At 69.9% G+C, this 21,889-nt stretch carries 21 protein-coding genes and 3 pseudogenes; 13 read left to right on the top strand and 11 right to left on the bottom strand.

Features of this window, described 5'->3' with window-relative positions; all coding sequences use genetic code 11:
• Positions 1-96: 96 nt before the first annotated feature.
• Positions 97-705 (top strand): annotated as a pseudogene (locus RI578_RS35165) (dienelactone hydrolase family protein); the annotation flags it as partial.
• A 196-nt stretch (positions 706-901) separates the two neighbouring features.
• Here RI578_RS35165 and RI578_RS35160 read toward each other — a convergent pair.
• Positions 902-1,657 carry an SDR family oxidoreductase gene (locus RI578_RS35160; protein ID WP_310874838.1) on the bottom strand — a complete coding sequence of 252 codons (756 nt, stop codon included), beginning with the start codon at positions 1,655-1,657 and terminating at the stop codon, positions 902-904.
• 128 nt (positions 1,658-1,785) lie between these two features.
• Here RI578_RS35160 and RI578_RS35155 point away from each other — a divergent pair, with 128 nt between their 5' ends.
• Both RI578_RS35155 and RI578_RS35150 read left to right on the top strand, forming a co-directional pair.
• Positions 1,786-2,220: an Rrf2 family transcriptional regulator gene (locus RI578_RS35155; protein ID WP_310874837.1), complete on the top strand. Its 435-nt coding sequence runs from the start codon at positions 1,786-1,788 to the stop codon at positions 2,218-2,220.
• Between the two features lie 241 nt (positions 2,221-2,461).
• Positions 2,462-2,686, top strand: coding sequence for a hypothetical protein (locus tag RI578_RS35150; protein ID WP_310874836.1), 225 nt, complete (start codon positions 2,462-2,464; stop codon positions 2,684-2,686).
• 516 nt (positions 2,687-3,202) lie between these two features.
• On the opposite strand, the gene RI578_RS35145 is transcribed toward RI578_RS35150, so the two are convergent.
• The 4 genes from RI578_RS35145 to RI578_RS35130 form a co-directional block, all read right to left on the bottom strand.
• Complete coding sequence (locus RI578_RS35145) at positions 3,203-3,376, bottom strand: hypothetical protein (protein WP_310874835.1); 174 nt, start codon at positions 3,374-3,376, stop codon at positions 3,203-3,205.
• 51 nt (positions 3,377-3,427) lie between these two features.
• The gene (locus tag RI578_RS35140; RefSeq protein WP_310875941.1) at positions 3,428-3,655 is read right to left on the bottom strand and encodes a DUF5133 domain-containing protein; all 228 of its coding nucleotides are present in this window, start codon (positions 3,653-3,655) and stop codon (positions 3,428-3,430) included.
• Positions 3,656-3,759: 104 nt separating this feature from the next.
• Positions 3,760-4,377 carry a hypothetical protein gene (locus tag RI578_RS35135; RefSeq protein WP_310874834.1) on the bottom strand — a complete coding sequence of 206 codons (618 nt, stop codon included), beginning with the start codon at positions 4,375-4,377 and terminating at the stop codon, positions 3,760-3,762.
• A gap of 322 nt (positions 4,378-4,699) precedes the next feature.
• Positions 4,700-5,161 carry a DUF3592 domain-containing protein gene (locus tag RI578_RS35130; protein ID WP_310874833.1) on the bottom strand — a complete coding sequence of 154 codons (462 nt, stop codon included), beginning with the start codon at positions 5,159-5,161 and terminating at the stop codon, positions 4,700-4,702.
• Positions 5,162-5,591: 430 nt separating this feature from the next.
• Here RI578_RS35130 and RI578_RS35125 point away from each other — a divergent pair.
• Positions 5,592-5,687: pseudogene (locus tag RI578_RS35125) on the top strand (IS5/IS1182 family transposase); the annotation flags it as partial.
• 169 nt (positions 5,688-5,856) lie between these two features.
• Here the strand turns inward: RI578_RS35125 and RI578_RS35120 are convergent.
• Entirely contained in the window at positions 5,857-6,306 is a 450-nt protein-coding gene (locus tag RI578_RS35120) for a DUF5707 domain-containing protein (RefSeq protein WP_310874832.1), read from the bottom strand.
• A gap of 274 nt (positions 6,307-6,580) precedes the next feature.
• Here RI578_RS35120 and RI578_RS35115 point away from each other — a divergent pair, with 274 nt between their 5' ends.
• From RI578_RS35115 to RI578_RS35100, 4 genes are all read left to right on the top strand, one after another.
• Complete coding sequence (locus RI578_RS35115; protein WP_310874831.1) at positions 6,581-8,959, top strand: histidine kinase; 2,379 nt, start codon at positions 6,581-6,583, stop codon at positions 8,957-8,959.
• A complete protein-coding gene (locus tag RI578_RS35110) occupies positions 8,956-9,636 on the top strand; it encodes a response regulator transcription factor (RefSeq protein ID WP_310874830.1) in 681 nt (226 codons plus the stop codon). Before RI578_RS35115 ends, RI578_RS35110 begins: the two co-directional genes overlap by 4 nt.
• Before the next feature lie 32 nt (positions 9,637-9,668).
• Positions 9,669-10,004 (top strand): SCO4225 family membrane protein, encoded by a 336-nt coding sequence (locus RI578_RS35105; RefSeq protein WP_310874829.1) that lies wholly within the window; start codon positions 9,669-9,671, stop codon positions 10,002-10,004.
• A gap of 186 nt (positions 10,005-10,190) precedes the next feature.
• Positions 10,191-11,216, top strand: a complete 1,026-nt coding sequence (locus RI578_RS35100) for a Clp protease N-terminal domain-containing protein (RefSeq protein WP_310874828.1) — start codon at positions 10,191-10,193, stop codon at positions 11,214-11,216.
• Positions 11,217-11,517: 301 nt separating this feature from the next.
• Here RI578_RS35100 and RI578_RS35095 read toward each other — a convergent pair whose 3' ends face one another.
• Positions 11,518-12,942 (bottom strand): non-reducing end alpha-L-arabinofuranosidase family hydrolase, encoded by a 1,425-nt coding sequence (locus tag RI578_RS35095; protein WP_310874827.1) that lies wholly within the window; start codon positions 12,940-12,942, stop codon positions 11,518-11,520.
• A gap of 497 nt (positions 12,943-13,439) precedes the next feature.
• Between RI578_RS35095 and RI578_RS35090 the strand changes: the two genes are divergently transcribed.
• Positions 13,440-14,870 carry an endo-1,4-beta-xylanase gene (locus tag RI578_RS35090; RefSeq protein WP_310874826.1) on the top strand — a complete coding sequence of 477 codons (1,431 nt, stop codon included), beginning with the start codon at positions 13,440-13,442 and terminating at the stop codon, positions 14,868-14,870.
• Positions 14,871-15,006: 136 nt separating this feature from the next.
• Here the strand turns inward: RI578_RS35090 and RI578_RS35085 are convergent, their stop codons facing one another.
• Together RI578_RS35085 and RI578_RS35080 are read right to left on the bottom strand one after the other, a co-directional pair.
• Positions 15,007-15,210: a hypothetical protein gene (locus RI578_RS35085; protein WP_310874825.1), complete on the bottom strand. Its 204-nt coding sequence runs from the start codon at positions 15,208-15,210 to the stop codon at positions 15,007-15,009.
• Between the two features lie 513 nt (positions 15,211-15,723).
• A pseudogene (locus tag RI578_RS35080) lies at positions 15,724-16,470 on the bottom strand (IS5 family transposase).
• Positions 16,471-17,229: 759 nt separating this feature from the next.
• On the opposite strand from RI578_RS35080, the gene dhaK reads away from it, so the two are divergent.
• The 3 genes from dhaK to RI578_RS35065 are packed head-to-tail and all read left to right on the top strand — an operon-like array spanning position 17,230 to position 19,274.
• On the top strand, positions 17,230-18,222 hold the full coding sequence (gene dhaK, locus RI578_RS35075; RefSeq protein ID WP_310874824.1) for a dihydroxyacetone kinase subunit DhaK: 993 nt from the start codon (positions 17,230-17,232) through the stop codon (positions 18,220-18,222).
• A 49-nt stretch (positions 18,223-18,271) separates the two neighbouring features.
• On the top strand, positions 18,272-18,871 hold the full coding sequence (dhaL, locus tag RI578_RS35070) for a dihydroxyacetone kinase subunit DhaL (protein ID WP_310874823.1): 600 nt from the start codon (positions 18,272-18,274) through the stop codon (positions 18,869-18,871).
• A complete protein-coding gene (locus RI578_RS35065) occupies positions 18,864-19,274 on the top strand; it encodes a PTS fructose transporter subunit IIA (protein ID WP_310874822.1) in 411 nt (136 codons plus the stop codon). Before dhaL ends, RI578_RS35065 begins: the two co-directional genes overlap by 8 nt.
• 108 nt (positions 19,275-19,382) lie before the next feature.
• Here RI578_RS35065 and RI578_RS35060 read toward each other — a convergent pair whose 3' ends face one another.
• Positions 19,383-20,027 carry a TetR family transcriptional regulator gene (locus tag RI578_RS35060; protein WP_310874821.1) on the bottom strand — a complete coding sequence of 215 codons (645 nt, stop codon included), beginning with the start codon at positions 20,025-20,027 and terminating at the stop codon, positions 19,383-19,385.
• Positions 20,028-20,157: 130 nt separating this feature from the next.
• Here RI578_RS35060 and RI578_RS35055 point away from each other — a divergent pair, with 130 nt between their 5' ends.
• Positions 20,158-20,919: a glucose 1-dehydrogenase gene (locus RI578_RS35055; RefSeq protein WP_310874820.1), complete on the top strand. Its 762-nt coding sequence runs from the start codon at positions 20,158-20,160 to the stop codon at positions 20,917-20,919.
• Positions 20,920-20,949: 30 nt separating this feature from the next.
• On the opposite strand, the gene RI578_RS35050 is transcribed toward RI578_RS35055, so the two are convergent.
• Positions 20,950-21,807: a glycoside hydrolase family 75 protein gene (locus RI578_RS35050; protein ID WP_310874819.1), complete on the bottom strand. Its 858-nt coding sequence runs from the start codon at positions 21,805-21,807 to the stop codon at positions 20,950-20,952.
• Positions 21,808-21,889: the final 82 nt, after the last annotated feature.

Here is a 21,889-nt window from a genome sequence, read left to right as displayed (position 1 = left end):
ATGGCATGTCTCAGGTTGCACCCAGCGCGGAGGTTGGAAGACAAGCTGAGCTGAACCGCTGACGGGGTGGTTCCGGAATACGCCAGAGACACCCGGGGGGTGAGGCTCAGCGACGTCGAGCGCCGCCGGGCCGATGCGCTCGCAGAGCTGGGATACGTGGCGCTGGCCTTCGACCTCCACGGCGGGCGCTATTCGGGCGACCATGAGGAGACGTTGGCCCGCTGCATGCCGCTGCTAGCCGACCCCGTCCGGATGCGAGGCATCGGCCACGCGGCGCTCGACGTGCTCCGCGCCGAGCCGCGGACCGACCCGGACCGGATCGCCGCCGTCGGCTACGGCACCGGGGGCGCAATCGCGCTGGAACTCGGGCGCGACGGCGTCGACCTGCGCGCGATCGCGACAGTCAACGGACTGACCACGGGCCGACCGGGCGAGACGGCGCGCATGTACCGCCCGATGTGGGCCGGGGTCGGGTCGGAAGACCCGATCATGCCGCCCGCGCAACGGAACGCGTTCACCGCCGAGATGCAGGCTGCGGGCGTCGACTGGCGCCTCACGGTCTACGGCGGAGCCTTGCACGCCTTCCATCACCCACCGGTCGACCACATCGTGCTTCCCGGGGTCGGTTATCACCCTCAGCACGCGCAGCGGGCTTGGCGGGACGTCGTCGACCTACTCGCCGAGTGCCTGCCCATAACGGAGTGATCTGGGCAGCCTGGGGTTTGTTCACAGGATCTGACCTTGACGTTCAACCGGAGCCCTTGCGGGAGATCAGCGCCTGGATGCAGCGGCGTCGCAGCTCACGCGCACAGCCTTCGAGTCGTACGCCTTGTCGCGGGTCGTCGGCGGTGCGCGCCCCGGAGGCGCGATGTCCTTCGGGGCGCGCGGCAGGGGTTCGGGTTCAGGCGTTGTAGCCGCCGTGGGCGTCCAGCACCGCGCCCGTGACGTACGACGCGGCGGGGCTCGCCAGGAAGGCGATCGCCGCGGCGATTTCGTCGGGGTGCCCCATGCGTTGCAGGGACAGCGAGCTGAGCAGGGCCTTGAGGGTGTCGGGGTCCGGCGGTTGCATGCCGCTGTCCATGAGCCCGGCTTCCACGACGTTGGCCGTGATGTCGCGGGGCCCGAGGTCCCGTGCGACCCCCATGGTGTACCTCTCGATGCCTGACTTGGTCGCCGAGTAGTCGGCAACGCCCGGGACGCCGACCCGGGAGCCCAGTCCGGAACTCACCGTGATGATGCGGCCGCCCGTGCGCAGCACTCGGGAGGCGGCCCGGATGACGGCGATCACGCCGAGGTAGTTGGTGGCGTGCATCCGGTCCAGTGCGGCGGTGTCGGCGTCCGGGTCGTCCACCGTGTGGCCCTGCTCCACCGAGATCGCCGCGTTGTTGACGAGGATGTCCAGGCCGCCGAAGTGCGCGACCACGTCGTCGATCAGCGCCGGCGCCCGGCTGGTGTCCGCCTGGTCGGACTGGAAGGCGACGGCCTTGGCTCCCTTGCCGTGCACCTCGTCGACGACGGCCTGCGCCTGTTTCTCGGAGCTGATGTAGGTGAAGGCGACGTCGGCGCCCTGCTCGGCCAGCAGCCGTACGGTCGCTGCTCCCAGTCCGCGCGATCCCCCGGTGACCAGGGCGACCTTGCCCGTGAGTGGCTTGCTCATTCTTCTCACCTCGTTGATTGACCCTTCCCAACAGTCGCAACTCTAATTGTTACGACAGACCGTTGCAACCTTCACTGTTACGACTACGCTGTCGTAACATAGAGCGTTGCGGCTGAGAGGAGGACTTCATGAGTGCCAACAGCAGGTTGACCATCGCCGCCCACGCGCTGGCCTGGATCGGTCTCTATCAGCGCCAGGGCCATGAGGTCGCCACCTCCGAGCAGATCGCGACCAGCGCGAACACCAACCCCGTGGTGATCAGGCGGCTGCTCGGCGAGCTGCGCAGGGCCGGGCTCGTGGAGTCCCGCCGGGGCGTGGGCGCGGGCTGGTCGCTGGCGCGCGAGCTGGAGTCGATGACCCTGCTCGACGTGTACGAGGCAGTGGAACCCGGCCCGCTGTTCGCGATGCACCGCACCACCCCGGACCAGGGATGCGTGGTGGGTTACGGCATCCAGCCGGCGATGCAGAGCATCTACGAGGGCATCGAGGAGACCCTCAGACACGAGCTGGCCCGCGTCACGCTCGAGAACGTACTCCGGGACGTACTCGCGGCACCTCGCTAGCCTCCCCGTTACGCCCTGACATCACCAAGATCCCCATCGATGCCCAAGCCAGTGAATAGCCTGGCAACCAGTGACGCCAAGGACGATTGCGCCATCTCTCGCTCCAGGACCAGCTTGTCGGTTCGCAACCACCGTGCCCGGGTGGCCTTCTAGGATCCACTGGCCTTCTAGGATCCACTTTTCCTGGCGGCTTCGCTTCGGCCCGCTCGCCTCATGGCGCCCGCAGCGGCAGGCTGGAGGTGTGACCAGCGCGCCCATCGTCGTGCACCGGCCCTCTCCATCGGGAGGCCGGAGAGTGTCCGTGCACCGTCGCGGACGCGACGAGATCCTCGGCACCGCGTACAGCGACCACGACCTGGTGGTGTTCCTCGAAGGCGTCGGCATCGCGGACCCGGAGGCCGTCCTCGATCAGCCGCAGTGGGTGGAGTGGCGCGAGGGTCCTGCCCATGATTTCGGCTCCGACTGACATCCGGTCGCGACGCCGCCGGCTGGTGGCGTCATGGCGCAGCTTTCACCGTGCTTGCCCCCGATGTGCCCCCTGGCACCGTGCCGCCTAGAGCGAAGCCCCCCTTCTTTGGTCATCGCCCAGCGTGCAGGTGCGCCTGCCGGGTAATGACCAGACCACGCCAGCGCCTGCGGGCGCCCTGTGCACTGTCGAGCCACCGGACTCCGGCAGCGTGAACGACGTCACCTTCGAGATGGGACAGGCCCAGAAGGGGCCGCAGGCGCAGCACATCGTCCGGGCCTGCCCGGAGCGAAGCGACGACCACCGAGGCGGCTGCCGTACCGGCAGCAGCCTTCGTGGTCATGCCGCGCGACTCGGGCGTTGGATGAGCGTCCGCGCGGACGAAGATGGCGTAGCGCGCACAAGACACTGACCGTGAGTAGAGTCGTGGTCACTGTGACGACCCAGCCGCGCGAACAGGACGCGCCGTGGCCGCCCGATCGACAAGCCCGGTGGCCCGCAGTCCGGTCTGTCACCCTATGCGGCGTCGGCGTCGTTGTTCTCGCCGCTGTCCGGGAGGCCGAAGTCGAGGGTGTCGGCCGCCTCGCGCCTGGTCTGCTCTGCCACGCGTGCCGCGTCGGCGACGACGTCGCCCCGTTCGGCTATCAGCAGGTCGTAGATCGGCACGGCGCTGGTGACGGTGGCGTTCACGTGAAGATGTCCGTTTCCTCGGAGTCAGGGCCAGCGGGGAAGGTTAGCGGATCAGCTGCCGACCGGGGCCGAGTCGTCCAGGGACCGGGCGCCCGGCAGCTGGTGACGGGCGGCGATCAAAGCCGCGTCGATGTCCCGGGTCCCGCTGGACACGCACAGCGTGTAGGCGCCATCGGCCCTGCGCCGGCGCACCTGCGCACTGCCCGCGTCGGAGGCGCCCACAGCGGCGAGGGACTCGTCCTGGTCGATCAGATCCCGCACCACCGCGGGGTCGGCCATCAGGCAGTAGGTGGCCAAGGGCCATGCGCTCCGATACCCGATTCTCCGCCTCGCACTCCCGCCCGCAACGCAAGGCACCATGGACCGGACGATGGGGTCGATTCTTATTGGCCGGAGATGCGGGTGAGTTCTTCACTGAACTCCGTCAGCTCGGGTGAGGGCCGCTTTGCAGCTTTGACCAGCTGCGCCACCGAACGGGCCTGACGGGAGACGCACGTCGGGTCCATGTGGCCGCCGTTGGGGTGGGCCACCGCATACCGAGCGGTGGCAAGGAATCCGCTGGCGCCCTTCAAAGGGGAGAGGTAGGTGACTTCGGGAACCGTCACTTTGGAGCCGTCAGCAGCGTGGATGGTGATCGTGAAGGTGTAGATCCAGGGCTGTGACCCTTCGTAGAAGTGTTCAGGCCCGACAGTGAAAGCCACGCGCTCCTGGGAGTGGGGCGGCAACGAGTACTTCATCTTCCGGGTGAGTACCGCGCCCGCTTTCGCGTCGAGCGGCACCTTGATGTCGTACTGCGCTTTGACGTCGGCCAGGCCCCCGCCGCGTGGGCATCCGGCCTCTCTTACCGCGCTCAGGCGCACGCCGGCCTTGGTGATCACGAGCACGATGTCGGCAGCGACGTTCTCCTCCCGGTCGACGTCGGAGTCGACCAACGAGAGGGACGGTGGCGGATCGGGCTCGGGCTGGGCGTCCGGCCAGAACAGGAAGACCAGGGCTGCCACACCGCCGAGTACACCCACCACTTCCCTAGGAACGTGAACCTCTCACGCTGCCGGCTCCAAAAGCCTGATGAGCTCTCCGGGGGGTGCCGACTCCGTCGGCCCGTCCGCCTCGCCTTGTACCTGCTCCGCCGCGGACGAACGAGCCCCCTCGCCCGACTAACCCGCTTCCAGGCTCCCACTGTCTAAACCGTCCCCATCACCCGTACTCATGCCCCACGTCACGGTTGCCCCCGCTGCTACGGGCGAGGTCGAAGATCAGCAGGAGCCGGCGGGAAAATTCAGGCGCGCTTCGCGATCTCTTCGTCCGCCGGGCAGGTGCTCGCTAGCTGTGCGTGAGGTTCCACCACAGGGCTGCTGCCACCACCGCGGCGGTGCCGAGAAGCAGCACCGCTCCGAAGGCGGCGCAGAGCCAGGGGGTTGCGTGCCCGTAACCTTCCATCACCCAGCGGTCGGGATCGCGCGGGTCGTAGTACACCAGGACGCGGGTGCCGACAGGGAAGGCCCCGATCCAGGTGCGGCCGACGTCGGAAGTCTGCTGCTGCAAAACGCCCGTGCTCGTGGTCCAGGCGACAATCGGATGGTAGGCGGGCATACCTTTGCCGCCCACGGTGATGCTCGTGTTGCCGCCGGAGTGCGGGGCGTGGCCCACGATATAGCCGTACGCCTTGGTGCCTGAACGCCGTAGGACATGGGCGCGACGGATGCTCCTGAAGCCCATGGTGAAGAAGCAGCCGCCCAGAAAAAGGGGGATGGCCGCGAAAGCCCACTCCTTCTCAACACTCAATGCTTGCCCCCTGTTCGCCTTGGCGCCGTACCTGATTGCCGCGCACGAGCCTCGAAATCAATGGAACCACGGGTTTGCGCGCACCCAGGTGCGCTTCACCTGGCGCTACTTCGACGCGGCCGCCATGGCCGAAAGCCTCGCCCGCAGCCGGGCCTCCTACGAGGAGAGCAGCAGTGAGAAGGACCTGGGGCAGGCTCCGATGCCGCCGCTCGACAACCCAGAGCTCGCCCTGGTCCTCGCCGGGGTGCCGGACTCCCTGGCCCAGTCCGGCAGCGACCTGTACGCCGTCATCATCAACGTGGCCGTCAACGCCTGGATAGCCGGCCACATCCACGGCGAGGACGGCTGCCCCGGCTGCGACGGCAGCCGGTACGCGGCGGCACGGTCAAGGAGCCCTGTTGGTTCCCTATCCTGCCTCATGTGCTGGTCAGACACTCTCGCGCAGATCGCCGCGGGGTTCGGCCTATCCGTCGGCATTGCCCACGCCTACACCACCGCCGTCGTACGGCTCCTCGCCGGCCGGGCACTCGCCCAGGCCCGTGCGGGGTGGTGTGAGTGCGCCGTGAGGCGCCGTGCACGGGTGCGGAGGTGAGAGACCGTCGCCATCGCCCCCGGGGGCAGCCTGATTCGGGAGATGCCGTTGAGGGTGGGAGCGGCCCCGACAAAGCCGGGACGGGTCACCCGGCCACGGTGGGTCAGTGCGTGACGTCGAAGGTGGCGGCGCGGGGCACGTACGACGTGTCCCCGTCCTTGGCCGTCGCCAGTACCGAGACGTACCAGGTGCCCTTGGCCACTCCGGCGGCCTCTCGCTTGGTGACCTTCAGCGTGTAGGTGCAGCGGGTCGTCTCGTCCGAGCCGCTGTGGCACTTGGCGCTCTCCACCCAGCGAAGCTCCGCCGCGGTCGGGCCAAGCTCGGAACTCGCGGGCCAGGTGAGCACTTTGAGGTCCCGGATGCCCGAGTCGTCACTCGCGTCCACGGTGTACGTGAATGATCCCGCGCCGCCGTCGGACGGAGCGACGTAGCGGGCCGAGCCGTTCTTCAGGGTCAGCTCCGTAGGGGCAGAGGCCAGGGCGATGCCACCGGCGGCCACTCCGCCGAGGGCGACGGCACCGATGAGTGAGGAGACGAGGATGCGCTTGGGCATGGGAGATCCCCCTGAGTTCGTCGGGAAGTTGGATACGCGGAAGAGCGTGGAAGAAGCGCTGGTAGAAGCGGTAGTAGAAGCGGTGGCCCACCGCGGTTGTCGATGCGACGACCCTATGGTCGGGGGCATGGCGCCGTCCTCGTGCTGTGGGACGATCGGCGCGTCGAACCGCAGGTAGAGCATCTGCAACCCAGGTAAGAGACCGGCGTCCGCCTCCAGCCGGAGTCGGGCCGCTCCTCTGCGGCCATAGCCTTGATCCGCTATGGAATCTCTCATGAGCCGTACCGACGACCGGCTGTTTCCGGTCCTGCTGATTGGTGCCCAGGCCGTGGTGTGGCTCGGGGCGGCGTTGCTGCGCGGGGCCGCCCCGCCCGCGTCCGCCATTCTCGTGGCGGCTCTGGTCGCCGGAGTGGTGACGGCCGCACTGGCCCTCCGCCGTACCCGCCCGGTGGCCACCGTCGTCGTGGTTGCCGCCGCCTGTGCGCTGGGCGCCGGACCGCTGCCCGCCGGCGCGCTGGCGGTACTGGGCACCGCGGGTGTCGCACTGGCCCTGTTTACCGTGGCGACCGAACGCGACGCCTTCACCGCCGTGTTGTGCGTGGCGGCGCTCGCCGCCTGGCAGCTGCTCCACGGCATCAGCCTGCACGGGCTCAGCGACCGCAACGGACTCGACCTCGTGCTGACCGCGGTGCTGTACGCCGCCGCGTGCGGCGTCGGCCTCCTCGTACGGCGCGAAAGTCGCGCACGGCAAGCGGCCGAGCAGCTACTGAAGCGGGCGGAGTCCGAGCGCCACCGGCTCCCTGCGGCCGAACGGCGCCGTATGGAGCGGGAGTTGCACGATGTCAGCGCCCACCATCTGACGGCCGTGGTGGTCACTGCGGGGGCAGCCCTCGGGCTGCGCGAACGTCGTCCCGAACTGGTCGAGGAGGCTTTGGAGTTCGCGGTCGACACCGGGCGCGAGGTCACCCGAGCGCTCGGCGCGGTACGGGCGCCGGCTCCCTCCCGCGAGGAACTGCCGTCACCGGAGGAACGGCTGCTTGACCTGGTCGCCGGGTTCCGGCGCCTGGACCAGCAGGTGGACTGTGAGATCGGCCCCCTGCCGGACGGTGCCGTCGCGGACGCGGCCTACGGCATCGTGCGCGAGGCGCTGACCAACGTGGCCCGGCACGCCACCGGTGCGCATACGAGGGTGCGGGTCCGGTACGGCGACACCCGCACCGACGTCGTGGTCACGAGCGCGGCACCGCCGGCCGGTGCGGCGGCGTACGGTGCGGGACTCGGCGGGGGACGCGGCCAGGGCTTCCTGCGGTCGCGGGCCCGGGAGGCGGGCGGCACCCTCACCACCGGCCCGACGCCGGAAGGCGGCTGGGAGGTGCGCGCGGTCCTGCCCGGTCGGACCGCCGCCTCGGTGGAGCGGTCCGTTCCGCGGAGCTATCGCCTGGCGCAGCTGACGGCCGCCGTCGGCCTGGTCCTACAGCCACTGCTCCCGGTGCTGGTCATCCGGGCGGAGGACGCGGCGAGCGGTACGCGGGTGTCCGCAGGTGTGCTCTTCGCGCTGCTGGCCGCGGCACAGGCAGTCGCCCTGTTGTGGCTGCGCCGTGCGCCCCGCACTGCCCAGGGAGCCCTGTTCGGTCTGGCCCTGTGGTGGCCGGTGGCGATGGCCGCAGGCGACTACACCGGTCCGGTGGTCCTGCCGCCGGCACTGAGCCTGATCGCCACCTGCGCGGCGCTCGCGGCGGACGCGGCCCGTGCGGCAGCCGGTCCGTCCTTCGCCGAAGACGGCCCGCGCCTGACCGTGCCGGCCCGTACCGTCGCTGGTCCGTCCGCTACCGGCGCCCGCCCGCGCCTCTCCCTGCCGGCCCTCCCGGTCGCCGCCGCGGCGGCGCACGCGGCGGCCGCGACAGCAGCCGTCCTGGACCGGGGCACGACGGCCCCCGTCTGGGCGGTCGTAGCGACGGCGACGACCGCGGCGTCTCTCGCGGTCGGCGCGGCCCGCTGGTCCGGAGCCCTGCGCGGGCGACGCGACCGGGCTGCCCTGGGCACGCAGCACGAACGCCTCGCCGCCTGGACCGAGGAGGCCGTCCGGGACGCGTGGGCCGAGCGCCGCAGGATCGCCGCCGGACTGGAGACCACCGTTCTGTCACGCACCGCCGACATGGTCGCGGAGGCGGAGGCGGGCCGGCTGGACGTGACCGCCGAACGCGCCCGCGAGGCCCTGGCCGCGATGCGCGCCCTGCTCGGCACGGTCCGGGAAGGCGAGACCGGATCCGAACTGCGGCCGCAGCCCACCCTCCAAGCGCTCGACCTGCTCGCCCACCAGCTTCGGGCCACCGGCCGCGACGTCGAGATACGGGTGACCGACCGCGTACCGGAACGACTGCCCACCGCCGTCGACCTGGCCGCCTACCACGCTGCCGAGACGGTGCTCGCGGCCGGCGGCGAGGAACCCTCGGTACTCGAACTCGACGCGCGAAACGATACCTTGACGCTTACGGCCACCGGAGTGCCCCGCGCCGCCGACCCCGCCGTACGGGAGAGGCTGACCACCCGGGTCTCGGCACTCGGCGGCACCCTGACCACCGGCCCCCGGGGCGCGGTCCGCCTCCGGCTGCCACTCGCGGACGCGCCGGACAACGAGGAGAATGAGCAATGAGCCTCAATGTGCTGATCGTCGACGACCAGGGCATCGTACGGGCCGGGTTCGCCGCCGTGATCGACGCCGAGGAGGACATGACGGTCGTCGGCGAGGCCGCCGACGGCGCTGCCGCGGTGCGGCTCGCTGAAGAACTGACACCCGACGTGGTCGTCATGGACGTGCGCATGCCCGGACTGGACGGCATCGCCGCCACCCGCATTATCACCAGCCGTCAGGACGCGCCCCGTGTTCTTGTCCTGACCACCTTTGATCTCGACACGTACGTCTTCGACGCGCTACGCGCCGGCGCCTCGGGCTTCCTCCTCAAGGACGTGCACCCCTCCGAACTGTTGCACGGCATCCGGGTGGTGGCCGACGGCGAGAGCGTGCTCGCCCCGTCCGCGACCCGCCGTCTCATCGGCCACTACGCGTCCGGACCGCCCGCCGCGGTCCCGGCCGGGAGCTCCTCCGAACTGGCCGGCCTGACCGGCAGCCAGCGCAATGTCCTCACCCTGGTCGCGTCCGGCCTCACCAACGCGGAGATCGCCGAGCAACTCGGCATCGCTGTGGGCACCGTGAAGTCCCACGTGAACGCGATGCTCCGCAAGCTCGGCCTGCGCGACCGCGTACAGGCGACGATCCTCGCGTACAACCTCGGCCTCGCCCGCCCGAACCCACCCGGCACCCACCTCTGACCACCACAACGCGACCAAGGAGTTCATTCACCGTGACCGATACCGGTACCGATAGCGCTTCCGGCCGATCCGTCCCCCGCCGTCTGCGCGACCATGTCGGCGTCGTCGGCCTCGTCTACCTCGCTCTCTGTGCCGCCCTGCTAGCGTGGTCACTCATAGTCACCATCGGTGACAGCTCGGGCGAGTCCATGGCAGGCGTCATCCCGGTCCTCGCCACCGCTCCGGTCAGCCTGGTGTTCCTCGTGTTGCCGGACCACGTCATGTGGTTCATCACTGCCGTCGCTCTCGGGGCAGCGGTCAACGCCGCGATCATCGGCTGGTGCACCCGCGCACTGCGCCGCCTCGGCCGCCCGGACCACACATCCTGAGCCTCGGCCGCCCGACCGCCGGCAGGCCGGGAGGTTTCCCCTCCGGGGCTCCGGAAGACAAGGCGCCCCAGTAACGCGCCGGATATACCCCGGGGTGCAGGAGCAGATCCTTCTCCGGAGTGACGCGGTCCCCCGCCCCGGTCAGGGAGGCTGCTCCGCAGGACCAGCAGAAAGGGGAAGGGCCGTATGGAAGTCAAGCCGCCCGACTGGAACATCGTGGGCATCCTGGGGGCCGCTCGGGGCGCGCAGGGGGGCGCCGGGGAAGCCATCGGCACTGAGCATCTACTGGCCGGCATCACCACGGCCAAGGGGCCGGCGCGCGACGTGCTCGTGAACGAAGGGGCGACCAAGACCGCCCTGCTGGCGGTGTTGCGGGACAGGATGCACAGGGACGGCGCCTGGACAGCCGGCGACGACGTGGTGGGCAGCGTCGTCTCCAAGGAAGTTCTGGGGGACGACGGCGATGGGCGCACCCACTTCACGGGCGCCGCGGCCAGAGCGCTGCGCGCGGCGATGGGGCAGGCGGAGCAGGAGGGCGCGGCGAAGTTCGGCGCCGAGCACCTGCTGAGGGGACTGCTGGAGGAGGACAACCGCGCCGTGGAGCTGCTGGGCGTGTGCGGCATCCCACCGCAGGCAGTACGCGACCGGCTCGACGGCGGCTCCGGGTGTGCGCAGGATGGCCTCGACCCTCTGCTGCACGCCACCCGCGACGTTCTCCTCGGCCGTAGGCACTATCGTCTGAGGCCCTTTTGGATGCGATGGCTGATCAACTCCGGCGGGGTCAACTGGGCGTCACTGCCTGCAGGTTGGGTCAAAATGGAAACCTACGAGCAGGCCCGTCGTCTCGGTGACGGCGTGGTGGGCACCGAGCACGTACTGCTCGCGATCCTGGCCACCCACGAGGTCGCGCTCCAGTACCCGCATCTGGTGGGGGACAGCGCGCCCGACCAGGACACCCGGTACGCGGGCGGCGAGCGACTGACCCGCCTGGGCATCGACTACGCCTCGGTGCACCGTGTCCTGACCGCCGGGGACCGCGTTCGCCTGACGGCCGACGCCCGGCCCGTCGAGCAGTACGTCGGCGAATCCGTGGCCCCGAACCTGGAGAGTACGGCCGATCCGGGCACCGGCCCTCTGGTCGAGGCCCTCCTGAGAGATGACACCCGCGCCCGGCAGCTGACCGAGGCGCTGACCAGTACCACCGGCAACTGACAGGGCGTATGGTCCCGGGTTCGTCAACGTGCCTGCCGCCCAGACGACCAGACGGATAGTCCCTTGGGTGTTATCCGGAGCCTGCGTCACTTGTCGCCTGGCGTCGGGCGGCGAGGTAGGGCGCTCCAATCGGGTGCCGCGCGTTGGTGCCATCGTTCTGCTGTGATCAGGTGTATGCCGGTGATCGAGCCAGGACGGCCGGGGGGAGGTCGTGGGCGAGGTTCAGGCAGGCGGTGACCCGGGAGGGTAGCTGGTCGTTGATGGCGCACGGGTAGCACACGCTCAACGTGAATCGGGACGGTCAGCGTTGCAGGGTGAGGACGCCCGGTCGCCAGGGCAGTTGGTCGTAGGGGCCTCCCGCGGTGGGGGACTTGCCCTGGTAGAGGAACTGCAGGTCGCAGGGGTCGATGGTCATCGTCTGGTCGGGGTTGTCGCGGACCAGGTCACCGTGGCTGATGTCGTTGGTCCAGGTGGCACCGCTGTTGGCCTTGCCCGCGAAGGGGTTGCTCTCACTGGCGGCCTGCGGGGTCCACGAGCCACTCAGGCTGGCGGCCGTGAAGGAGCGGAAGTAGCGTCCGTTGGCGCCCATCGCCTCGACGATCATGAGGTACTGGTTCTGGCCCTGGACCTTGTAGACCTGTACGCCCTCGAAGAGGTTGGCCTTGGTGTCACTCATGATCGTCGAGTACGACGAGCCGAAGTTGCCCGGGAAGTTCCCGATCGGCATGCTCGCCCGGTAGATCTTGCCGTTGTCACCGGCGAAGAACAGGTACATGTTCTGTCCGTCGGCGATCAGGGTCTGGTCGATCGGGCCGGTGTCGGAGCCGGAGATGCTCCCGGTGAACAGCGACTGCGGAGCGGACCAGCCGTTGGGGTTGGTGGGGTCGCTCGACGTGCGGTAGACGAAGGGCGACGCGCCCCACTGGTACGCCAGCACCCAGACGTTCTTGGGCGCGAAGTAGAACAGCGTGGGCGCCACCGCGGCCTGGCTCATCCCGGCCTGGCCGGTCGACGCCATGTCCGACCAGTTCGTGAAGGGGGCGAACATCATCGAGCCGTAGGACGATCCGGACACGTTCGACGCGTAGACCAGGTGCTTGCCGTTGTGGGTCACGGTGGTGAAGTCCTTGACCGCCGCCCACCCGTTCGCCGGCTGCGCCAGCACACCCGTCGACGTCCACCGGTAGGTCGACGGAAGAGAACACGGGCCATCCGTGGGCGGCGTCCCGGTCAGGCCGGACCACTTCTGGCCGCTGCCACCGACACACGTCCCGATCTGCACCGCCGTGCTGTTGGCCGTACCGGCGCCCGCGACCTCCAGGCACAGCCCGGACTCCACGCCGACGACCGTGCCGTCGGAGTTCACCCGCCACTGCTGGTTCGCACCGCCGGAACAGCTCCAGATCTGCACCCGCGTCCCGGGCGCGGTGGCGTGACCGGGAACATCCAGGCACTTGTTGCCGTATACGGTCAACTGCTGGCTGTCAGTCATCGTCCACTGCTGATTGGTGCCACCCCAGCAGTCGTATATCTGCAGGTACGTACCGTTGGCCTGGACGGCGCCCGGCACATCGAGACACCGCCCCGAACCGGCACCGCGCAAGGCGCCACTGGCGGCCGCCTGAGCCGGGGCGACGGTGAGCAGCGCCGCCAACACGGCGACGGCCGCGACCAAGGCGGCGAGCACCACGGACGGGTGCCCGCGGGTGAGATTTCCTCTGCGCATGGGGACTTCCTCTACCGTGAGTGAACGGTCGGCTTGTTCGACATATGGAACAAAGGCCGAAGTGTCGAGCAGCCTGAATGCTAGGTAGCGGACGATCGACGTCAACCCCTCTCGCACCTATCGCTCTCGAAACCGAAACATTCACGCCTCACCGCTGCACCGCACAGCCACCCCGCTGCAGCCACAACCCAGAACGACTGACGCTGATTCACGGAACGGCTGACGAATACCGGCGTGACGACACCGCCGACCCCACCGTGACCCCGAATCCTCGCCAGCCAGGGACGACACAACCGAAGCCACCCATCCAACCCACTGAGGTTCGAATGTTTCGACCTCAAAGCAGAAACTTTTCCGTGACTGAGTATTGACGATGCATCGTCAACACCTCAATCATTCCTGTCGCCGCCCGGCTGCGTCCGTCTGCCGCACGGGAGCGGACGACGCGACCCCCCGCTCTTCAGTCCTTCCGTGATTTCTACCTTGGAGGCACAGTGATGGGCTCGTACGCCCTTCCCAGACCCGTCATCCGCCGGAAGCTCCGCGGCCTGTTGCTGGCGATGGTCGTCGGCATCCTCGGTGCGGGCACCGCACTGGTCGCGCCGCCGACCGCACACGCCGCCGAGAGCACCCTCGGCGCAGCGGCGGCGCAGAGCGGCCGCTACTTCGGCACCGCCATCGCCTCGGGCAAGCTGAGCGACTCGACGTACACGACGATCGCGAACCGTGAGTTCAACTCGGTGACGGCCGAGAACGAAATGAAGATCGACGCCACCGAACCGCAGCGAGGGCAGTTCGACTTCACCGGCGCCGACCGCGTCTACAACTGGGCGGTACAGAACGGGAAGCAGGTGCGCGGCCACACCCTGGCCTGGCACTCCCAGCAGCCCGGCTGGATGCAGAGCCTCAGCGGTAGCGCACTGCGCCAGGCGATGATCGACCACATCAACGGCGTGATGACCCACTACAAGGGCAAGATCGCCCAGTGGGACGTCGTGAACGAGGCGTTCGCCGACGGCAGTTCGGGAGCCCGGCGCGACTCCAACCTGCAACGCACCGGCAACGACTGGATCGAGGTCGCCTTCCGCACCGCGCGCGCCGCCGACCCCGCGGCCAAGCTCTGCTACAACGACTACAACGTCGAAGACTGGACCTGGGCCAAGACCCAGGCCATGTACGCGATGGTCCGGGACTTCAAGCAGCGCGGCGTGCCGATCGACTGCGTCGGCTTCCAGTCGCACTTCAACAGCGGCAGCCCCTACAACAGCAACTTCCGCACCACCCTGCAGAACTTCGCCGCGCTCGGCGTCGACGTGGCCATCACCGAACTCGACATCCAGGGCGCCCCTGCCTCGACCTACGCCAACGTGATCAACGACTGCCTGGCCGTCGAGCGCTGCCTCGGTGTCACCGTCTGGGGTGTGCGCGACACCGACTCCTGGCGATCGGAGCAGACGCCGCTGCTGTTCAACGGTGACGGCAGCAAGAAGCCCGCCTACACCGCCGTCCTCAACGCACTCAACGGCGGCACCACCACGCCCCCTGCCGACTCCGGACAGATCAAGGGCGTCGGCTCGGGCCGCTGCCTGGACGTGCCCAGCACCAGCACCACCGACGGCACGCAGCTCCACCTGTGGGACTGCCACGGCGGCACCAATCAGCAGTGGATGTACACCGCCGCCGGCGAGCTCAGGGTCTACGGCAACAAGTGCCTGGACGCCGCCGGCACCGGCAACGGCTCGAAAGTACAGATCTACAGCTGCTGGGGCGGCGACAACCAGAAATGGCGCCTCAACTCCGACGGATCCATCGTCGGCGTCCAGTCCGGCCTCTGCCTCGACGCCGTCGGAGGCGGCACCGCCAACGGCACCCTGATCCAGCTCTACTCCTGCTCGAACGGAAGCAACCAACGCTGGACCCGCACCTGATGGGACCTGCCACAAACGAAGGAGCGGTTCGATGACGGCCTGCGGTGCGGCTTCTCCCGCACCTCCAGGAAGACATCATTGATGGTCCCGGGTCGCCGCCGTGGTGGCGGCGACCCTCATTGATCTGACCGGTGAGCTATTCGATGCGCTCGGCGAGCATGCGCAGCGTCATGCGGGTGGCCTGGGCCACCGCGTCCTCGTCTCCCCGACCATCGGGTGGGCCGAGGGTCGCGCAGGTGCGGAACGACTCGGCGTTGCCGAGGCTGGACAGCCGTTCCCGCAGGGCGGGGTCGGACAGCGGCGGAACACGGCTCTCTCCAGCCGTGTCCGTATCCCGCAATACCCGACGGACCCGCGGCTCGCCGTGGCCCGCCGGACACCGCTTCAGCGACCGCACTCGCGCCAAGGACACCACCGTCCACGCGCTGTTGGCCGCCGACCACAGCCGACGTTCCATCCAGCGCCCGCTCGCCATGACCTACCGCACCGTCCAAACGGCGCGCGACGCCGCGAACCCAAGAGTGCGAGGCCAGTGCAACCCGGTCGGGCACAGACGCCCCTACAACGCGGGGGTGCGGGCACCGGTCTGACCAGGTTGAAGACCTCGCGGGCGGCGTATCGCTTGAGGCATCAGTGCTCTCGACTAGTCGATGGGACCGGACGCTGGGCTGCGGACCTCGTCTGCGCCAGGTGAGAGTGCTGGGAACCCTGCCGTTGTGCCAGGTGGCGTCATCGTGGCTCGATCACCCGGAACGTGATGCTCACACAAGCCCTGGACGTGGCAGCCAGACTGCACTGCGACACAGAGGCGCGAACGATGATTCGGTGCGGCACCGGCACCGCGTAAGAGGCCCTAACAAAGGCGTTGGACGTGGCGGTGGGTGATCAGGCAGGCGGCGAGTCCGAGGAATGCTTCATGGATGTCGTCGCGTCGTTCCCAGCGGATGCGTAGGCGGCGGAAGCCGTGGAGCCAGGCGATCGTGCGCTCGACGACGTAGCGGAAGATGCCCGGCCCAGTGCCGTGTGGCTCGCCTCTCTTCGCGATCACGGGGCGGATACCTCGTTGCCAGAGCAGGCGGCGGTACTTGTCGTGGTCGTAGCCGCGGTCGGCCAGCAGCGCGTCGGGGCGTCGGCGGGGTCTGCCGATCCGGCCTGCGACGTCCGGGATCTTGTCGAGCAGTGGCTCGAGTTGGGTGACGTCGCCCGCGGTTTCCGCCGGTCAGCGACACCGCGAGCGGGATGCCCTGTCCGTCGACGATAATGTGGTGCTTGAGTCGATCACCGCCCGTTCCCAGTCCAGACGGTTCTTCGACCGCAGCTCGTTCAGCAGCAGCTGGTGGAGCTGGTCCCAGACGCCGGCCTCATTCCAGGCCGCAAGGCGCCGCCAGCAGGTCATGCCCGAGCCGAAGCCGAGTTCCTGGGGCAGGTACTCCCACTGGATGCCGGTGTGCAGGACGAAGAGGATCCCGCACAGCGCCTGCCGGTCCGGTACCCGCGGTCTGCCCTCGGCCTTCTTCGGACCTGGTTTCGGCAGCAACGGCTCGATCAGCGACCACAGTTCGTCTGACACGATCCACGGCCGCGACTGACGGATTCCCATACCCAGACCTACGAGCAGAGCGGCCGACAGACTCATGATCAGAAGCTTTTGTCAGAGCCAGTAAGGGACGACCGCACACCGTCCAACTCGGCGTTTTGCGCCTGTTCCTCTAGTGTCTCGGCCAGAGCTGCGGGAAGTCCGAAGATGCTGCCGCTGGTCTCCATGAAGATCAGGTCGCGGCCAGGGCCCGGCACCTTCCGTGATCGGCCGATCACCGTACTCGCCCCCGCCCTGGCTCACATCGCTTGCACGGTGCAAGGAGCTGATCGCCGCCTCGGCATTTGGCCGCATCCCCGCGTGGTCTTCCCAACGCAGCCAACTGCAACGCGTGGTCGCCGGAGCCGCACGGCCCAGAGGTCATCTACGAAATGCGGACGCGTACGTGACCAGGCAGTGCCTGACGAGCGGCAGCCCCATGAGGCAGGAAGAGGCGTGTGACAGCTCCCGCGCTTTGGTCGTATCTGCCAGACCGGTATTCCCTAGTCTCCGCAGACGTCGTCTCGCGTGACCTTCGCGGTCGCAAGGTCGATACTGCCCCTGCAGGACTCTTTTCGGTCTGTAGTCCGCTCATCACGAAGACCTGACGTTCCGTCATCGAAGTCAGCATTGAGTCAGCATCAGTACCGCCAGAACCCGCTCACGACCGCCACCGACCGCCACCGACCGCCAAGATCACGAACCAACCGCCAGCACTCTGACCAGCAAAAACACAGGTCAAACGCCCATCTGCCAATCTGCCAATCTGCCAGGGAGATACCCTTGAAGATGCTCATCAACGTCCCGGAGACCGTGGTCGCGGACGCGCTGCGCGGTATGGCGGCCGCCCATCCCGAGCTGACCGTGGATGTCGAGAACAGGGTGATCGTGCGGCGGGACGCTCCCGTGGCCGGGAAGGTCGCCCTGGTGTCGGGGGGCGGCTCCGGGCACGAGCCGCTGCACGGCGGGTTCGTGGGGCCCGGGATGCTGTCGGCGGCCTGTCCGGGTGAGGTGTTCACCTCGCCGGTGCCGGACCAGATGGTGCGGGCGGCGGCGGCCGTGGACAGCGGGGCCGGGGTGCTGTTCGTCGTCAAGAACTACACCGGTGACGTGCTCAACTTCGACATGGCCGCCGAGCTGGCCGAGGACGAGGGCATCCAGGTGGCGAAGGTACTGGTCAACGACGACGTGGCGGTGACGGACAGCCTCTACACGGCCGGGCGGCGCGGTACGGGCGCGACGCTGTTCGTGGAGAAGATCGCCGGGGCCGCGGCGGACGAGGGCCGGCCGCTGGAGCGGGTGGAGGCGATCGCCCGTCAGGTGAACGACAGTTCGCGCAGTTTCGGTGTCGCGCTCAGCGCCGTCACCACGCCGGCCAAGGGCAGCCCGACCTTCGACCTGCCGGTGGGCGAGCTGGAGCTGGGCATCGGCATCCACGGGGAGCCCGGCCGGGAGCGGCGCCCGATGATGACCTCGGGGGAGATCGCCGAGGCCGCCGTGGACGCGGTCCTGACGGACCTCACCCCGCGCAACCCGGTCCTGGTCCTGGTCAACGGCATGGGCGCGACGCCGCTGCTGGAGCTGTACGGCTTCAACGCGGAGGTGCAGCGCGTACTCGGCGAGCGCGGTGTCGCCGTCGCCCGCACCCTCGTCGGGAACTACGTCACCTCGCTGGACATGGCGGGGGCGTCGGTCACCCTGTGCGAGATCGACGAGGAGCTGCTCGGACTGTGGGACGCGCCGGTGAAGACGCCCGGTCTGAGGTGGGGCATGTGACGGTGGACGGGGAAAGGATCGGAACGTACCTACCAGGCAAGGAGATCCTGTGCTCGACGCCGACTTCTTCCGCCGCTGGATGACGGCGACCGCCGCGTCGGTCGACCGCGAGGCGGAACGGCTCACCGCCCTCGACTCGCCCATCGGCGACGCCGACCACGGCAGCAACCTCCAGCGCGGGTTCACGGCCGTGGCGGCCACGCTGGAGAAGGAGGCGCCCGACACGCCCGGCGCCGTACTGACGCTCGCCGGACGGCAGCTCATCTCCACGGTCGGCGGCGCCTCGGGGCCGCTCTACGGGACGCTGCTGCGCCGCACCGGCAAGGCGCTCGGGGACGCCGCCGAGGTGAGTCGGGAGCAGCTGGCCGAGGCGTTTCGGACGGGAGTGGACGCCGTCCGGACGCTCGGGGGTGCCGCGCCGGGCGACAAGACCATGATCGACGCCCTGGTGCCCGCCGTGGACGCCCTCGGCGACTCGTTCGCCGCGGCCCGCGCCGCGGCCGAGGAGGGGGCCGAGGCGACCGTGCCGTTGCAGGCGCGCAAGGGCAGGGCGAGCTATCTCGGCGAGCGCAGCATCGGGCACCAGGACCCCGGGGCGACCTCGGCGGCACTGCTCGTCGCGGCGCTGGAGGAGGCGGCCGGTGAGTGAGGAGAAGCTGGTCGGGATCGTGCTGGTGTCGCACAGCGCCGAGGTCGCCGCGTCCGTGGCCGAACTGGCGAAGGCGCTGTCGGGCGGTGGCGTGACGGTGCCGATCGCGCCGGCGGGCGGGACCGCGTCCGGCGGGTTCGGGACCAGCTCCGAGCTGGTGTCCGCCGCCGCCGCGTCCGTGGACCGGGGCGCGGGAGTCGCCGTCCTCACCGACCTCGGCAGTGCGGTGCTCACCGTCAAGGCGCTGCTCGCCGAGGGCGACGAACTCCCCGAGAACACCCGTCTGGTGGACGCCCCCTTCGTCGAGGGCGCGGTGGCCGCGGTCGTGACGGCCGCGACGGGCGCCGACCTCGCGACCGTGGAGGCGGCGGCCGCGGAGGCGTACTCCTACCGGAAGGTCTAGCCGTACGGAAGGTCCAGCCGTACCGGAAGGTCCAGCCGCGAACGTCCGGTGCCCTGGGCGGCGGCGGGCGGGTCCGCCCCGCCACGCCACCGGCGTGGTGCGGGTGCGTCAGGTGAGGCCGCCCGCCGCCGCCCGGACAGCGGTGCGCAGGGTCGCGGCCAGTTCCGCCCGCGCCGTCGCGGCGTCGGCGGGGGTGTCGGCCGTGTGCCAGGCGTGGTGTTCGACCGCCGCACGCAGCGCCGCGTTGAACATGGCCGCCCAGATCGCCGGCCGCAGGTCGTCGGCGGGCAGCCCGGCGCGTTCGGCGAGGGCGCGGGCGAACGCCGGTTCGGCCTCGTCGTAGGTCTGCAGCCAGACCGCGCGCAGGCCCGGTTCGGTGCGGGTCAGCCGTACCAGTGCCCCGACGGTGGCGTGGGCCGGGCCGGCGAGGAGGCGGTCGTCGTCCGCCGTCCGCTGCTCGAAGTCGAAGACCTCGTCGAGGGGGCGGCCGGGCCGCCACTGCCGCAGCGAGTCGGCGATCAGCTCGACGCCGGCCGCGAGGAGCGGGCGTACGCAGCTCTCCTTGGTCGGGAAGTAGCGCCACACCGTGCGCGCCGAGATGCCGGCCGCGCGGCCGATCTGCTCGCCCGTGGTCGCGGCCACCCCCTGGGTGACGAAGAGGTCCACGGCGGCGCGGGCGATCGCCAGCCGGATCTCGGCCTTGCGTTCCTCGGTCAGGGGCGGTCGTCCTGTACGTCCGCGAACTGCGGCCATCTGGTCCTCCGGCGCCGGTGGTGGTCTCCCGGAATTCTCCACGACTACTTTTTGTCGCTCACCGACATTAAGTCGTAGGCTGGCCCGGCAGCAGGCTCCAGCCCCTGGACCTCACGAGAAGGAGCACCACATGAGCGGCGGACCGGGCGGGCGCAGTGTCATCGTCACCGGAGCGGGATCCGGTATCGGGCGGGCCGCCGCCCTGGCCTTCGCCGCGCAGGGTGACCGCGTCGTACTGGCGGACCTCAACGCCGAGGGCGCGGACGCGGCGGTCCAGGAGATCGAGGGGGCCGGCGGCACCGCCGTGGCCGTGGCGGGCGATCTGAGCGAGCAGGCCGTCGTCGACCGGGTGACGGCGACCGCGGTCGAGCGGTTCGGCGGGATCGACGTCCTGGTGAACAACGCCGGGATCATGGACCGGATGTCGGCGCTCGCGGACGTGAGCGACGCCGAGTGGGAGCGGGTGCTGAGGGTCAATCTCACCGCGCCCTTCCTGCTGACCCGCGCGGTGCTGCCGCACATGCTGGCGGCGGGCCGGGGTGCCGTGGTCAACACCGCCTCCGAGGCGGCCCTGCGCGGCAGCGCGGCGGGCGCCGCCTACACGGCCTCCAAGCACGGCGTGGTGGGGCTGACCAAGTCGCTGGCGGTGATGTACCGGGGGCGGGGCATCCGCGCCAACGCGATCTGCCCGGGCGGCACACAGACCGCCATCACCGTCGACCCCGCTCAGGGCGCGCACGGGCCGGCCACGCTCGGCCCGCACTTCGTCAACCTCGGCCGGGTGTCGCAGCCCGAGGAGCAGGCCGCGGCGATCGTGTTCCTCGCCTCGGAGGCGGCGAGCAACATCAACGGCGCGATCCTGCCCGTCGACGACGGCTGGTCCGCGGTCTGAGCCACCCCGCGGCCACGGGGCGCCGGAGGTTCACTCGCCGTCCACGAACTCCCGCGCCAGGCGCTCCCCCGCCTTCTCGGCGGCGGCCTTGTCCTCGACGGGCTCGACCTCGCTGCCCTTGAAGACGATGTACGTCACGCCGGACGCGACGCCGCCCCCGTGCGGGTCGGCCGGGATGCCGAGCGACTCGGCGGCGGCGTAGGAGGCCTCGCCGATGAGGTCGCGCGGGCCGACGTCGCCGACGACCGCGTAGCGCACCCGGTCCCCGTGGACGACCGCCGCGACCGATCCGCCGTGGACGTCGGTCTCGCGGTGGTCCCAGATGTCGCTCGGCTCGGGCACGACGACGTAGGGCAGGCGTTCGGCGTCCAGGGGACGGCCGTCCGACCGGGTGTAGGCGGTGGCGGGGGTGAAGTGCGGGTCGGTACCGCTGTTGCAGTGGTCACCGGGCCGGCCGTCGCAGTCGACGTCCAGGTCGGCCTTCCAGTACACGGCGTCCCGCGTTCCGCAGACCGGGATGTCCGCCGGCGCCCCGGCGTCGGATCGGTAGCGTCCGCGCGAGACGGGGTCGCAGTCCCGCACCTTGGCCAGCAGGTCGGCGGCGTGGACGGGTCCGTGCCGCCGGGCCTCCTTCGACCCGTCACCGGCGCCCGCCTCGGCTCCGGGCCGGATCCCGGAGGGCGGCGGAACGGGACCGGCCTGGGACGGCGGGACCGGCCCGATCCGGGTGCCGGACCTGCCCACGCGGACCGGCGGGGCCTCGTGCCGGTGACCGGGGTCGAGCTGCACCTGGGGGCCGGGGCGGGGCGGGAGCGGAGCGCCGGGGAACGTCGTGGGGGCGAGCAGGGCGGCGCTGGCCGCGACCAGTGTCAGCGACTGGACACGCACTATGTGGCCTCTCCTGGGGGACATGGACGGTCACTCGGCCACATCTGTCCCCGAATCGTGCGCGCGACCACCTTTTGTGGGC

It is taken from the genome of Streptomyces sp. BB1-1-1, assembly GCF_031597775.1.
Lineage (GTDB): Bacteria > Actinomycetota > Actinomycetes > Streptomycetales > Streptomycetaceae > Streptomyces > Streptomyces thinghirensis.
The sequence above is the reverse complement of the archived record's forward strand: the minus strand, read 5'-3'. Positions and strand labels throughout refer to the sequence as shown.

Coding starts and splice junctions, on each gene's coding strand:
- RI578_RS35160 (WP_310874838.1), bottom strand. CDS start 1,657: ATGAGCAAGCCACTCACGGGCAAGGTCGCCCTGGTCACCGGGGGATCG.
- RI578_RS35155 (WP_310874837.1), top strand. CDS start 1,786: ATGAGTGCCAACAGCAGGTTGACCATCGCCGCCCACGCGCTGGCCTGG.
- RI578_RS35055 (WP_310874820.1), top strand. CDS start 20,158: ATGAGCGGCGGACCGGGCGGGCGCAGTGTCATCGTCACCGGAGCGGGA.
- RI578_RS35120 (WP_310874832.1), bottom strand. CDS start 6,306: ATGCCCAAGCGCATCCTCGTCTCCTCACTCATCGGTGCCGTCGCCCTC.
- RI578_RS35095 (WP_310874827.1), bottom strand. CDS start 12,942: ATGCGCAGAGGAAATCTCACCCGCGGGCACCCGTCCGTGGTGCTCGCC.
- RI578_RS35100 (WP_310874828.1), top strand. CDS start 10,191: ATGGAAGTCAAGCCGCCCGACTGGAACATCGTGGGCATCCTGGGGGCC.
- RI578_RS35110 (WP_310874830.1), top strand. CDS start 8,956: ATGAGCCTCAATGTGCTGATCGTCGACGACCAGGGCATCGTACGGGCC.
- RI578_RS35115 (WP_310874831.1), top strand. CDS start 6,581: ATGAGCCGTACCGACGACCGGCTGTTTCCGGTCCTGCTGATTGGTGCC.
- RI578_RS35140 (WP_310875941.1), bottom strand. CDS start 3,655: ATGGCCGACCCCGCGGTGGTGCGGGATCTGATCGACCAGGACGAGTCC.
- RI578_RS35060 (WP_310874821.1), bottom strand. CDS start 20,027: ATGGCCGCAGTTCGCGGACGTACAGGACGACCGCCCCTGACCGAGGAA.
- RI578_RS35090 (WP_310874826.1), top strand. CDS start 13,440: ATGGGCTCGTACGCCCTTCCCAGACCCGTCATCCGCCGGAAGCTCCGC.